A 12,728-nucleotide genomic window follows, 5' to 3' on the forward strand; every position below is an offset into this window, starting at 1 on the left:
TGTCAAACTATTTCGTCTATAAAAACATCTATTCTGCCGATGTATTCTCGCTGGGCAGCTGCAATACTCTCATGTCATTTTCAGTTTTGGTTAATTGATAGAATAAAAATATGCTAACTATCCCCATAGATCCAATTAATGTAGTCATGATCATCGGAGACATCCAGTTGCTTATTATCATAAAAATCCCGGCTGCACTAACTCCGAGTATTATAGCAATGGTGTATAAAGCCATATAAGAGCTGCGTGCATGATCTGGCACACTGCCTGCCAGCATGGTTTGCTGAACAGGGATATACAGCATTTCACCAAAGGATGCTATGAACATAGCCAAAATCAAGATAAGCGGGGAGGTGCTGAAACTTACAACAGTGTATCCCGTGAAAAATAATAGCAGGCCAGCCAGGAATACATAGTGCTCATTATATTTTTTAATAGCTGCTGAAATCATCATGGTAAAGCAAACAATAAGTATAGTGTTTTCCGTTTTCAATATACCAAGCATATTGACACCGTCCACTTGCAGGTTAAGAAACGATATGAGCGAAACAGGTTCGCTGATTTTGTTTGCGAGATGAACACCTATGTAATTGGTTAATTGCTCCTCCACCGAAACAATAAGAAGACTTGCTATTGAAAAAACAGTAAAGAATCGGTGCGCCAATATGTTTCTGTATGCTTTTATTATGCTTGAAGTACTTCTGTTAGAATGGTTGGCTTTTGCAGGAATATATGTTTCTTGAATAAAGAAGGCAGTTATGAGGAATGAACATACTATCGACAAGGCTGCACTTAATAGCAGGAAAAAGAGATAATCAAAGAATAAGAAAGCGCCAGCCATGCTGCCCACTGCAATACCCGTATTGCGAACCCAATAAGAGTAGGTATAAATGGTCTTTCTTTCTTCCGGCAGACTTACATCAATAATTAACGCCTGGTATACAGGATTGGCTGCACCGCTGCTGAATTGGATAAAAACAAAGGCGGCAAACATCAGGTAAGGATGTGTGTGCACAAAGGCAGCACCAGTAAACCCTATAAACATAATAAATTCAGCTAAAAGGATAATTTTTTTTCGTCCTATCCGGTCTGATGCGAATCCTCCCAAGATAGAACCTCCTACATGGGCAATCATGACTCCCATGAATAAAAATCCCGTGATTAAATTCCCCGTCTTTCCGGAGAGGTAAATAATCAAATACGGCAATACAGACATCGTTGACACGGATGAAAGGAAAATCAAAAACAGCCGAATTCGAATGGTTGAGTTAAAGGTCTTAAATTTCATATTATAACGCCTCCATTAATGATTGATTAATCAATCATTATTAAATGAAAAAGGAGAACCTACTTACTTATAGGTCCGAATAAATTTATGGCGGAAGATGCATAGCTTTCCCACACGTTACTGTATCTATCGTCTGTCGAGTTTAACCTGATTCCAATGAGAAGACTGGTATAAAGAGTTGCGGCAGTCAATGGATCCTGGTGAATTAATACCCCTTTTCGCTGGCCATTTTTTACTAGCAGGCTGACCTTCTCTCTAAATTCATCACGAAATGCATCAAGCTTTGCAAAAATTGCCGGATATCGCTGATGCTGTCCGACAACCTGAACAACTAAAGCCAGATAATTGTTAATTCCAGCGAAAATTTTAATATGGCCACGAGTCATCTTTTCCAGCTCCTGCATTGGATCTTCAGCATCGGGGTTGAAGTCGAAAATTTTAACAGACAATTCATGCAACGGCTCCGCTACTGCAGTATAAAAGAGCTCTTCTTTATCTTTGAAATATGTAAAAACACTTCCGAAGCTAATGTTTGCAGCCTGAGATATTTTTTTTATCGTTGTTCCTTCATACCCCTCTGCAGCAAACAGGTATGTCGCTGCTTCTAGAATGGTTTCTCTTCTTTTTTTCATATTTGTAATTTGCTGTTCTGAAAGCGGCATATAAAAACTCCCATCTACGAGTGATTAATCAATCATTTATAACCATTATACTGGAAAATATTGAAATCTCCAAACTAAAAATAAAAAGATGCTCACAGGATATTTCTCTGTTTCGACAAATTTCGGGTGGTGCCTGTCACTTTATGATCAAAAAAAAGACCTCCTAAGAGGCCCCCAGCTCGTTTCGTTTAAAATAAATACGTAGAACCTGTTTCAGTGATTGATCGATCTGCACCCATTCATCCAGCTTATAGTTATTCAGTACTTCCGCCAGGTTTGGTTTTATGCCAATTAATTTGATGGTACTGCCTGTCATGAAGTTCAATGTTTTAATCAGCTGGGTGAATTTCTCGATGCCTTTCCCTTCAATTTCCCCAACAGCTGTCAGATCAAAAAGGATTTCGTCATATTCGCCCGCAAAAACCGCCTTCAGGCAGCTTTCGGAAATAACGTTTATTTTATCTGCTGTGATATCGCCAAATAAAGGAATCAGGCAAAGCGTTTCAGACAGCGGAATAAACGGACCGGAAAGCTGATTTAAACGGAGCAGCACCTGCTCCAGCTCTTCTTTTTTCTCCAGCAGTTCAAAGTCCGTTGACGCCAGGCGATGCTGCAGCTGCATCAGTTTATCCATCAAGCCCTCATTTGAGCTGTCTTTTGGAACAAACAGCATATTGGCAAAATCCTCGCTGTCCCATTGAATATAAACTTCAAACAAAGAAAGCGGTTCCTCTCTGGTCTTCATATTCAATTCGAGCTTTACAGGGTCCACTCCGGGCTCCCAGCTGTATTGAATCAGTTTTTCAATGCTTTCTTCGTCGATGATCCCTTTTAGATGGCCCTCGCTCAGATCAAAGTTTTCCCGTGCGATATTGGAATAGCTTACTATTTTTCCGTTCCTGTCAGCTTTTAAAAACGCAAGCGGAAGCGCATGATTAAAATATTGCATTTTGCCGTCCTCCCGCTTCATAATTTTGGAGCCAATTCTTTGTTTCCGGCAGATCTTTAAGGATAACTGTACGATCTGAACTATACGGAAGGAGGTCATACTTCCCTGCCAATCGCCCGCCAAGAATAACAGCCGGCTTATGCGGCAGCTTAGCAAATGCCTCGGCATATTCCTTCAGCTTCGGCAGGTGATAAACGATGCTGACCGACATGCCAATAACGCTTGGCTTCCATTCTTTAGCCGTTTTCAGCGCATATTCCAAAGGCAGGCTCGGGCCAAAGTATTTCGTCTCCCATCCGTGCTCTTCAAAAAGACTGTTGACCATCTTCAGTCCAATATAGTGCTGTTCACCATCCAGGCAAAGAAACATGGCTTTTTGGGGAGATGATCTTTTTTCATGCTGGTAAGCGAGCTTTGATAGTACAAAATCACATGTAGCTGTTGCCAGATGCTCATCCGCCACTGTGATTTGATTCGTCTCCCAAAGGTGGCCGATGTGCTGCATCGCAGGCGTAATCAGATTTTGATAAACCTCGATACGTGTTAAATGCGGGTATTTTCGAATTTCTTCCCAAACTTTCCCGGCATTACCTTCAAGTAACAAAGAAGCAAATGTCTCTGCCTGCTGCATCCTACACGCCCCCTTTCGCTGGTTCACCTTTCAAAACAGCGATGGCTTCCGCCAGGTAAAGATGGAACTGTTCTGCCTTTTCTGCAGAATCTTTTTCTTCAGCCAGCACAGCCTGAATGATTTCGAAGTTGTCAATCAGATGTCGGGTTTTCATCCCATGCCTTGTTAGTATGCCATTAAGCCAGACAGCATAATCATTGAAAAAAGAGGACTGATCCAGCTCATAAGCTGTCTCCAGGTGCTTCATATGATGATGATTATCTTCCCGGCACTTCTCTTTTCCCTGTTCGCCGAACCGTTCCAGAAGAGAAGGTTCAAGCTCATAAATTTTTTCGGTTACACTATTTACGATCTTATCATGATTCACTTAGCCACCACCTTATATTGCGCCACTTTTGGGATTACAGCAGCCAGTTCCTGATCCGGATATTTCTTTTCTAAATCATGGATCTTTTTAAAATCTTCGCTCCGAACCCAGTTTAAATAGTTTTCTTTTGTATCAAAAATGAGCTGCACAGTCAGTTCACCTGCGCGCTTATCATTCTGCAGAAGCATAAAATCAACAAAGCCCTCCGCCTGGTCGACCGATCTCGAGCGATTTCTATATATGCGAATGACTTCTTCCGACTTTTCATCGGGAACGTCAAATGTTGAAAAAACAGTGTACATGAACTCTCCTCCAATTTTGGGAGTTTTATGGCTTTTCTTCAGTATAACACAGTTTGGGATTGTCATTTTGAGAGGGTTGTACGCTGGAATAGGGTTGAGGTTAATTAACTTAAAAAATAGCAGAAGGAAAAACCCTCCTGCTTCATTCGACAAAATTCGGGTGGTGCCTGTCACTGCCAATACCTTAACCTTTTTCTCAGCATTAAGTCCAATAGCAAGATATGTCTCTGGCTCGTTCTGGCTTTTTTTGATCCCTGTTAAGATAGTATTTGTAAGAATTGTTAAGTTGTTCCTTATATAACAAGATTAGCATCAGTGACATAGCAATAAGGTTTTCTGGCAATTTCAAGAGAAAGTGGGTAATAATCCCTATATACCTCTGTATAATTAGGTTTTGGGTGCGAATTTTCACTATTAGGGAGTAAGGAAAATGTTTATGAAACTATTGAAGTTGGTTGTAGAGAGAAAGATTTTTGTAGGGCTCATGACGGTTTTACAAGAGAACAGAAAGATGTCACTGAAGACATAATGAAGAAACTGAGAAGTCTGACAGATGACCTCCCTGTTAAAGGTGTCCAGAGTGCGATATCAGCTGGCGGCGGTTACCGGTTCAAGTAAATATTACGGGTGAAGAATTTGCAGAACTTCAGAAGCTTGCCGGAGATTTTTCAGAGGAGTTCGAAAAGATTGACGGCATCGTCGGTGTAACTAATTCCATGGAGCGCACATCAAAAGAACAGGTTGTTGTTTTAAAAGAAGAACCGATTGAAAAAGCAGGCTTAACCCAGATGCAAATCAGGCAGTTTGTGGAGCAGGCGTTCATGGAAGTGCCTGTTGGGGAAATGGCCATGAATGAAGAAAAAGGTTCCTCTTGCCTTGAAGTGGACTGAAAAAACGGATTCCAGTGCAGCACTGCTGGATTTAAAAATTCCGACTGTCCAAGGTAAGAAAGCATTATCCTCCTTTATAGACTTGAGAAGTACAGAAACACCAAATGAAATTCCCATCATGACGGGGACCGCTTCATTTCCATATCTGCTGATATCGAAGGCAGGGATCTTGGGTCCATGAACCGGGATGTACAAAAGCTGATTAATAATTTTGAAACACCTGCCGGCAATAGTACTGCAGCTGCCGGCGATCTTGAACAACAGCAGGAATTGATCATGGATATGGTATTTGTTTTAGCTATTGCGCTTCTCCTGGTGTACCTGGTGATGGCAGTGCAATTTAACGATCTGGGGCATCCTTTGATCGTCATGTCTGTCATTCCAATGACCATCGTTGGCGTCATACTCGGACTGTTTTTATCCCAGATAGAGCTGAGTGTCATGTCAGGAATGGGCATTGTTATGCTGATTGGGATTGTGCTCAATAACGCCATCCTGCTGATCGACCGTACGAACCAGCTTCGAATGGAAGGCTTCTCTGTTAAAGAAGCACTTCTCGAAGCTGGCAAAAATCGGATCCGCCCGATATTCATGACTACTCTGACTACGGCAGGCGGTATGCTGCCCCTTGCACTGGCATCGGGAACTTCCGGTAACTATCAGGCACGATTGGCAGTGGTCATTATATTCGGCCTGATGTTTGCAACCTTTATCACACTTCTTCTGATTCCGGCTGTTTATCGCTTGTTCTCTGCATCCATACTCCGTTTTGGCTGGATGCAGAAAAAGCAGAAAAAAGTGAAAGTAATACCAGAGACGGTTAATTAACTGTGAACAGCCCCCTCAAAAAATGAGGGGGCATTTGCGGATATTTCAAACAATATGGACAAGGGCTCTTTCCTTCTGACTTCCCCTTCATATATTAGGAGGAGAAAGGAGTGAAACTCATGTGCCATTATTGTGTTGAAGAATATTATTACAAGAAAAAGGTGTGCTGCAAAAAGAAAGAAGAGCCAAAACATCATGGCTGCAAAAAGTGTACAAGCGATTTTAAACACCACTGTTCCTGCAAAAAATGCTCCTATGAACATAATAGCTGTTCCTGTAAAAAATGTTCACCTGAAATTCATCATTGCACCTGCAAAAAATGCACATTTGAACGGCATTACAGCTGCTGTAAAAGGTGTTTCCACAGCCCTCACTATTAATCGAGGCAAGGCAGCGGCCAGCATTGCTGACCGCTTGCTTTATTTTTTGGCTGCGATCTTCAATGCCAGTATTAGAAGGCGAATACTCAGAAAAAAGAGGATAAAGCCTATTAACGAATAGGTATGCTTCCAATGTATGAGGACAAACATATCCAGTAAGCTAAATAATGGTTCAATGATATAAGCAAACAGGATTCCAAGGCCCACAGTTGCTGCCGCATAGCTTTTCCATGTGCTGAAGTTCTGGTAAATCAGCATACCTGACACCGGAATGACCACAAAATCTGCTGGAACTAGTGGTGGAATAAAATGAAACAGCTTATCGGGATATCCCCACAAAAGAAAGCTCACTCCCACAACATCCAGGAAACAGGCGAAGATTGCACAGATTAAACCGAAAGCCAGAATTTCGAAGAACCTGCTCTTATCCACCAGCCTCAACCAAATAAAAAATGGCAAAATGCTCGCAGCCAGCAGCAGCCACCAATTAAAGCTGAACAAATCCTCATTCAGCCAATGTTCAAGAGAAACATCACTTAATTTCTCCCTCAGTGTCTGCTCATCTTTAAAGGAAGGAATACGGCTCATCTCATCACCTGCCATTTTTTGTTGGTATCTTGTTCCTCATTTTCCCCCTATGTAAGGAGTTACATACAGTAAGCAGATGGTTTAAGTGAACTATTGGAGAAAATGGTATACCAAACTTAGCGATCATTTACAGCCTCATTAGCTTAGCAAACGTCAGTACCATAAAAAAAACGGTTGGCAGAGCCAGCCGCTTTTATTCTTATTGTTGTCCTGTATAAATCTTAATTGCATCCCTTAAAAACTCTGCGGCACCCGGCCGTATTTTATCATAATAAGCTTTAAACCTTTCATCGGCCACATACATTTCCGCCAGGCCGGCGTGGGCCTCTTTGCTGTATTCGCTCCAATAGTATGTGATCCATTGTTTATGAAGGTCGGCTGCTTTTTGAGCAAGCTCTCCGGCCGGATTACCTGTCTCCATGGCCTGGCCTATGGTGCTGTTCACCTCTTCGGACAGCTTCGTTACAGCCTCATGCTCCTCACGGGTCATGTTCATAAGTTTGGCATTCGACTTCTCTACTGTCTCCTCACCATATTTTTCGCGGATTTCCTTTCCGTATTGCTTTTCATTATCTTCAATCATTTTCTTTTTGAACCCTTCAAACTTTTCTTTATCTGACATGGTCGTTCTCCCTTCCGCTGACGAGATCGTTTTTTCTACATTCGTAATAAGCAGGTCGAGCTGCTTTCTTTTCTCAAGGAGTTTCTCGCGGTGCTCCCTCAGTGCATCTGCAGCGTCGAAAGCAGGCGCAGTGATGATTTCCTTGATCTGATCGAGACTGACACCCAATTCTCTGTAGAACAGAATTTGCTGCAGTCTGTCAACTTCCTGCTGACCATAAATTCGATATCCCGACGAATTGGTTCTTGCCGGCTTAAGAATTCCAATTTCATCATAATACCTGAGGGTCCTTGAGCTGACCCCGGCCAGCTGCGCGAGCTTCTGCACTGTGTATTCCATGCGATGGTCTTCCTTTCAAAAAGTTATAGAAAGTACTTTCTGTTACTAACGATACACCTTTACGCAGCGTGAAGGTCAAACACTCTTTATAAAAAATTAATCCAGCTTTTTAATCAGGAGAGCGGCTGTGGTTCTGGAGATTCTGCACCCTTCAAGGTCCGCTTCCTTAATCAACCCGAGATCCATAGCGGATTTTATCTTCCCTTCATCAGGTCGCTTTTGAATCAGATCGATAAGATTCAGCTCCTCCAGTTTGCTGACCGTTGGAACTGGATCAAATTTTTCTGTTCTTCTAATCTGCCTCTGCAATTTGTAGCTATCAATCTTGACTTCTCCTTTTTCATTCTGTCCCACTGCTGTATCGAAATACTGGTGAAAAAGATCTTTCAATTTTTCCAATTCTGTTTCAAGGTCTTTTTTCTTGCGGTTCAGCTCATCAAAACGGACCAGCATCTCTTTTGTAATCATAGTTGGATCGCCCCTTTTCTGTGATGATACTTCATCTTATTTTGGAAGCGGCGGAATTATGCCTGAAATAACGAACGTATGTTCTAATATATTCCTTGAATGCAAATAGTCATCATTTGGTGTAAAATGGAATTAGTCAAGCTGGGAGGGGATAAGATGCTTTTAACCATTTTTGGGGTAGTTCTCGGGCTATATGTTTTGCTTTCACTCATCATCCTGCCCATGCAATACCGTTTTTTGGTTAACCTAAAAGAGATGGGGGCCAAAAATAGAGTGATGGGGAAAACACAGGGAAACATGCATGACAGCATGAGGGCGGCTGAACTGGTTCTGCATGAGAATATGCAGGGGAATCCGATCTTTTTTCTGGCCAATTTGCTGGCATCGGGTATCTATCGAATTAAGCATTAAATAGCCTGGCAGACTTCCGCCAGGCATTTTTTTATTGCAACTCCTCAAACGCAATTGTCTGGTATGCTTTAAAGAAAGAATCGCAGAACATATCCCACTCTTCAGCAGCTTCCATGGAAGCCTCGCTCACTTCCCCGCACACCGGACGCTGCAGGAGATCCGTCAGCTGCTCCGCAAATCGATCAATCGTTTCCTTACAAGCACCTTTCAGCACATTTGATACAAATTCAGCAGGCGGATACCAGTCTGTCACTCTTTGAATATCACGGTAGATTTGCGTCAGCAGCAGATTGCGAGGACCTTCCCACTGCTCATTGACGACGACATCCCGGAGGATGCGCGGCAATGACGAAAATTCCTCCATGACGCCGTGGCCGGCAAAAACGGAGATGGCATCCCGCAGCACTTCTGCTCCTTCGTTCGTTGTACAGATCTTCTGCAGCAGCACAAGTTCCCTCAGGTTAAAAAGTTGTTTTCTGAGTTCGATTGGCTGATCAGCCGGAATACCGGCATTCAGAGGCTGGTCAAGACGCAGGAATAAATCATAGATTTTAAAAGCGCCAGCAGCTGTGCGGTGGGCGGCGTTTTCAATATTTTTCAGCGTTCTTGCTGATAACGGGTAATCTTTTACTTTTTTTCCAAAAACAGTCCGGAAATCACCATAAAGGTTGGCTTCACGGGCTGCACGTAGCATGAAGCCTGCACAGGCAATGCCGATTTCAAGGCGGGATAGGGTCAGAACGATGCCTGCTGCAACGGCCACCCCTTTTCCTGCCGGGCCAACCGGATAAGCAAGAGCTCCATTATACTGAAATTCCCCTGTAGGCAGCTCGGCGGTGCCCATTTTCCACTTAATCCGATTGATTTCATATCCATTGCGCTTTTCCTTCTCTTTATCACCAGGCAGCCAGGACGGCACAATGAACGTAGATACTTTATCAGTGCCGGAAATCTTAGCAGTGACCACGGAATAGTCGGCATGTGCAACTGAGCAGAAAAATTTATTGCCATAAAGGCGATAGTTTTTTTCATCCGGAACCGCTTCCAGCACATTAGCAGGCAAATCAGATCCTCCCTGTATCTCCGTCATGAATTGGGCACCGATGGCAAAATCCCCGTCCAATCCCTCTTTCGTATGCTGTAAAATTTGCTCGAGCTCAGGAATATCTTCATTCGGATAATGTTCAAGGAGTGTAATTAATCCAATCGTACATGTCAATGGACAGGCGACCCCTGCTTCCCCTAGCTGATGAATCAGCATCCGCTTCGTGAAACTTTCCCAGGACGGCATGCGGCTTGAAAAAAGGCCTTCCCCAAACACTTCCTTTTCCAGCTGATGTGTTTCCAATGGACGGACAACACGGTCTATTCGGTGATTGAAGGCATCAAAATGAAGCATATACGGCCGGGATTCAAGCCTGGCTGCACTTTCTGCAAGTCTGTTCCATTTGGACGAAACAGCCGGCGAAAAATCCTGCAGTTTATTATGTATCTGTTCGTATTGTGAGCCTGCATATTTTTTTAAGGCCTTTTTCAAAAAGGGATCATCCTTATACCAATCCTGGTTGGCACGCCGATCTAAAAACTCATCAAATGTGTATGAATTCTTTCCTCTTATCTGCTGTTCCTGGGAAGTTATCGCCATGAAAAAATCACTCCTTTTTTGATTGACAAACACTAATTATCAGAATTATTATAAAACTATGCTAACGTTAACGTCAACTAGGAGGATGCATAATGGCAGAAGATAAGGTTTTTACAATCAGCGAACTTGCGGCAATGTTTGATATCAGCTCCAGAACGATCCGCTATTACGAGGAAATTGGCATGCTGACATCTGAAAACAGGGACAGCCTGACTAAGCAGCGCAGTTATTCGAATGGGGAGCGGAGACGCCTGAAGATGATTCTGCGTGGGAAAAAGCTCGGCTTTAGCCTCCAGGAAATCAAGGAGATGATTGATCTCTATGAATCGAATCCGGAAGGTGAATCGGAAAAAAGCAGGATTATTTCATTTGCTGACAGCAAGCTGAGGGAAATCGAAGAACAGATCATGCAGCTGCAAATGCTGCGGGAAGACATTTTGACGTACAAAGAAAAGTATGAAAACAGCCGGGTGAAGACATAAATTCATTTTAATAAAGGGGCTGAGTATAGTGGGAGCAACGATACATGGAGTATTGGAGAGAAATGCGAGGAAGTTTCCTGAAAAAGATGCTTTTATAACGGCATCGAGCCGTCTTACATATGCAGACATGAACGGAACTTGCAACAGGCTGGCACGATACCTTCAGAATGAAGGAGTCCGGCGAGGCGACCGTGTTGCGATAATGTCCCGCAATACGGAGCACTTCTTTTATGCTTTTTTTGCTTGTATGAAGATCGGCGCTATTCCAATGCCGATGAATATTCGCCTGACACCAAAAGAATTGTCGGCTATTTTTCAAAATGCGAATGCAGCTGGAGTTCTGTATGAGGTTGAGCTTACTGAATCAGTTTCGACATTAAAGGAGAATTTGCAATTCCATTTTCCAATTCAGGAATCACTTAAGGCTTCTGCTCATTTTTCAGAGAGCAATCTTGATGTGCCGATTGATTCGCGGGACGTCTGTGAGATTCTTTATACATCCGGAACAACCGGGATTCCAAAAGGGGTTTTATTTAACCATGAACGAATTCTGGCGATCGCTTCGGCGGTTTCGGTTAATTTCAGCTTGTCGCATAGTGATTCCATGCTCACCCTGATGCCACTCTCCCACTCTGCTCCTTTGAATACCTTTTTAATGAGCGGGCTTTATTGCGGAGCATCCCATGTGATCGGCGACTTTACTCCAAAGGCATTCCTGAATTGGATTCAGCAGGAAAAGACGACCTTCTCATTTGCGGCACCTGTCGCCTATTTGCTTGCGGCCAAGGATCCTGATTTGGCTTCTTATGATTTATCCAGCATGCGTGTCTTTGCGTATGGCGGCGGCCCGCTGGCACTTGCCTCCTACCATCATGTAAAAAAAGCATTTCAGAACGAAAACTTTTATCAGGTTTACGGGCTGACGGAAGCGGGTCCAAATGGCATTTTATTATATCCGGAAGAGCATCTCGAGAAGGCAGGAAGCATCGGCAAAAATCCGACGGTGAACATGGAAATCCGGGTCGTCCGTCCGGATGGCACCGATACGGCTCCAAATGAATATGGCGAAATTCTTCTGACAGGCGACAGCCTCATGCTTGGTTATGACGATAATCCGGATGAAACGAACGCTGTACTGAAAGACGGCTGGCTCTATACCGGCGACATTGCTTATCGGGATGCGGATGGCTATTTTTATATCGTGGATCGTAAAAAGGATCTCATCATTACCGGCGGCGTCAACATTTATCCCCGTGAAATCGAAGAAGTGCTCGCGAAGCATGATGCAGTTTTGGAATCCTGTGTCGTCGGTGTGCCTCATGAAGAATGGGGTGAGACTGTCAAAGCAGTCGTTGTGCTGAAGGGCCAGGTGTCTGAGGAAGAACTGAGGGCGTTTGCAGCCGAACACCTCGCAGAATTTAAGTGTCCGCGGATTTATTCCTTTGTGGATGCACTGCCGCGGAACGCGAGCGGGAAGATTTTAAAGCAGCAGGTGAAAATGGTGCATGCTTAATAGTGGCGGAATCAGGTGCTTGGATAGCGCCTGATTCTTTTTTGTTTTACTGGGGATAATTTTTCTGAGTCTGGGTCAAGTTCCGGGCTGTTTGGCGACTTTTTTCACTACTCTGGAGTCTGTTTCGGCTTTATGTTCCCTTCTTGGGATTGATGGGAGCGAATAACGACTAAATGTAGCATGCAATAGAAAAAGGGAGTTAATCCAACGCTATAACGACCACTTTGGACAGGCATCCAGTCAAGTCCACTATTTTGTGTAAATTCATTCCTAGGAAAAACAAGTTATTTAGCTCTTATGTTTTTGAAGTAGTGGAAGGGGCCCCTTCCACTACTTCAAAAATTTCGCTCCGCAGATTCTACT

The 12,728-nt window shown here is 43.4% G+C and carries 17 protein-coding genes; 6 read left to right on the forward strand and 11 right to left on the reverse strand.

Translation table 11 applies throughout. From position 1 onward, the window contains the following. Positions 1 to 28 precede the first annotated feature (28 nt). From M3205_RS20715 to M3205_RS20740, 6 genes are all read right to left on the reverse strand, one after another. Complete coding sequence (locus M3205_RS20715) at positions 29 to 1,288, reverse strand: MFS transporter (RefSeq protein ID WP_251171609.1); 1,260 nt, start codon at positions 1,286 to 1,288, stop codon at positions 29 to 31. 59 nt (positions 1,289 to 1,347) lie between these two features. Further along, positions 1,348 to 1,950 (reverse strand): TetR/AcrR family transcriptional regulator, encoded by a 603-nt coding sequence (locus tag M3205_RS20720; protein WP_251171610.1) that lies wholly within the window; start codon positions 1,948 to 1,950, stop codon positions 1,348 to 1,350. A gap of 163 nt (positions 1,951 to 2,113) precedes the next feature. Then, a complete protein-coding gene (locus tag M3205_RS20725) occupies positions 2,114 to 2,899 on the reverse strand; it encodes an STAS domain-containing protein (RefSeq protein WP_251171611.1) in 786 nt (261 codons plus the stop codon). After that, positions 2,886 to 3,530, reverse strand: coding sequence for a cobalamin B12-binding domain-containing protein (locus tag M3205_RS20730; RefSeq protein ID WP_251171612.1), 645 nt, complete (start codon positions 3,528 to 3,530; stop codon positions 2,886 to 2,888). The genes M3205_RS20725 and M3205_RS20730 overlap by 14 nt, the downstream gene beginning before the upstream one ends. A 1-nt stretch (position 3,531) precedes the next feature. Continuing rightward, positions 3,532 to 3,897, reverse strand: a complete 366-nt coding sequence (locus M3205_RS20735) for a globin family protein (RefSeq protein ID WP_251171613.1) — start codon at positions 3,895 to 3,897, stop codon at positions 3,532 to 3,534. Next, positions 3,894 to 4,199, reverse strand: coding sequence for an antibiotic biosynthesis monooxygenase family protein (locus M3205_RS20740; protein ID WP_251171614.1), 306 nt, complete (start codon positions 4,197 to 4,199; stop codon positions 3,894 to 3,896). The genes M3205_RS20735 and M3205_RS20740 overlap by 4 nt, the downstream gene beginning before the upstream one ends. A gap of 716 nt (positions 4,200 to 4,915) precedes the next feature. Here M3205_RS20740 and M3205_RS20745 point away from each other — a divergent pair. Genes M3205_RS20745 through M3205_RS20755 form a run of 3 tightly spaced genes read left to right on the forward strand, consistent with a single transcriptional unit; the run spans position 4,916 to position 5,917 of the window. Beyond that, the gene (locus tag M3205_RS20745) at positions 4,916 to 5,089 is read left to right on the forward strand and encodes a hypothetical protein (protein WP_251171615.1); all 174 of its coding nucleotides are present in this window, start codon (positions 4,916 to 4,918) and stop codon (positions 5,087 to 5,089) included. Further along, positions 5,052 to 5,270 (forward strand): hypothetical protein, encoded by a 219-nt coding sequence (locus M3205_RS20750; RefSeq protein WP_251171616.1) that lies wholly within the window; start codon positions 5,052 to 5,054, stop codon positions 5,268 to 5,270. Before M3205_RS20745 ends, M3205_RS20750 begins: the two co-directional genes overlap by 38 nt. Further along, positions 5,243 to 5,917 (forward strand): efflux RND transporter permease subunit, encoded by a 675-nt coding sequence (locus M3205_RS20755; protein WP_251171625.1) that lies wholly within the window; start codon positions 5,243 to 5,245, stop codon positions 5,915 to 5,917. The genes M3205_RS20750 and M3205_RS20755 overlap by 28 nt, the downstream gene beginning before the upstream one ends. Here M3205_RS20755 and M3205_RS20760 read toward each other — a convergent pair. The 4 genes from M3205_RS20760 to M3205_RS20775 all read right to left on the reverse strand — a co-directional run bounded on the left by M3205_RS20760 (position 5,914) and on the right by M3205_RS20775 (position 8,314). Then, the gene (locus M3205_RS20760) at positions 5,914 to 6,180 is read right to left on the reverse strand and encodes a hypothetical protein (protein ID WP_251171617.1); all 267 of its coding nucleotides are present in this window, start codon (positions 6,178 to 6,180) and stop codon (positions 5,914 to 5,916) included. The two genes, M3205_RS20755 and M3205_RS20760, sit on opposite strands and share 4 nt — an antisense overlap. 156 nt (positions 6,181 to 6,336) lie before the next feature. Continuing rightward, positions 6,337 to 6,885, reverse strand: coding sequence for a CBO0543 family protein (locus tag M3205_RS20765; protein ID WP_251171618.1), 549 nt, complete (start codon positions 6,883 to 6,885; stop codon positions 6,337 to 6,339). Between the two features lie 199 nt (positions 6,886 to 7,084). Next, the gene (locus M3205_RS20770) at positions 7,085 to 7,846 is read right to left on the reverse strand and encodes a MerR family transcriptional regulator (protein WP_251171619.1); all 762 of its coding nucleotides are present in this window, start codon (positions 7,844 to 7,846) and stop codon (positions 7,085 to 7,087) included. A 96-nt stretch (positions 7,847 to 7,942) separates the two neighbouring features. Beyond that, positions 7,943 to 8,314: a hypothetical protein gene (locus M3205_RS20775; protein WP_251171620.1), complete on the reverse strand. Its 372-nt coding sequence runs from the start codon at positions 8,312 to 8,314 to the stop codon at positions 7,943 to 7,945. A 156-nt stretch (positions 8,315 to 8,470) separates the two neighbouring features. On the opposite strand from M3205_RS20775, the gene M3205_RS20780 reads away from it, so the two are divergent. Further along, on the forward strand, positions 8,471 to 8,725 hold the full coding sequence (locus M3205_RS20780; RefSeq protein ID WP_251171621.1) for a DUF3949 domain-containing protein: 255 nt from the start codon (positions 8,471 to 8,473) through the stop codon (positions 8,723 to 8,725). 31 nt (positions 8,726 to 8,756) lie between these two features. Here the strand turns inward: M3205_RS20780 and M3205_RS20785 are convergent, their stop codons facing one another. Next, complete coding sequence (locus tag M3205_RS20785; RefSeq protein WP_251171622.1) at positions 8,757 to 10,370, reverse strand: acyl-CoA dehydrogenase family protein; 1,614 nt, start codon at positions 10,368 to 10,370, stop codon at positions 8,757 to 8,759. A gap of 92 nt (positions 10,371 to 10,462) precedes the next feature. On the opposite strand from M3205_RS20785, the gene M3205_RS20790 reads away from it, so the two are divergent. Both M3205_RS20790 and M3205_RS20795 read left to right on the forward strand, forming a co-directional pair. After that, entirely contained in the window at positions 10,463 to 10,852 is a 390-nt protein-coding gene (locus M3205_RS20790; protein ID WP_251171623.1) for a MerR family DNA-binding protein, read from the forward strand. 28 nt (positions 10,853 to 10,880) lie between these two features. Continuing rightward, positions 10,881 to 12,365 (forward strand): class I adenylate-forming enzyme family protein, encoded by a 1,485-nt coding sequence (locus M3205_RS20795; RefSeq protein ID WP_251171624.1) that lies wholly within the window; start codon positions 10,881 to 10,883, stop codon positions 12,363 to 12,365. Positions 12,366 to 12,728 lie beyond the last annotated feature (363 nt).

Origin of the sequence: Cytobacillus firmus, from assembly GCF_023715565.1 — a bacterium.
Taxonomy (GTDB): Bacteria; Bacillota; Bacilli; order Bacillales; family Cytobacillaceae; genus Cytobacillus; species Cytobacillus firmus_C.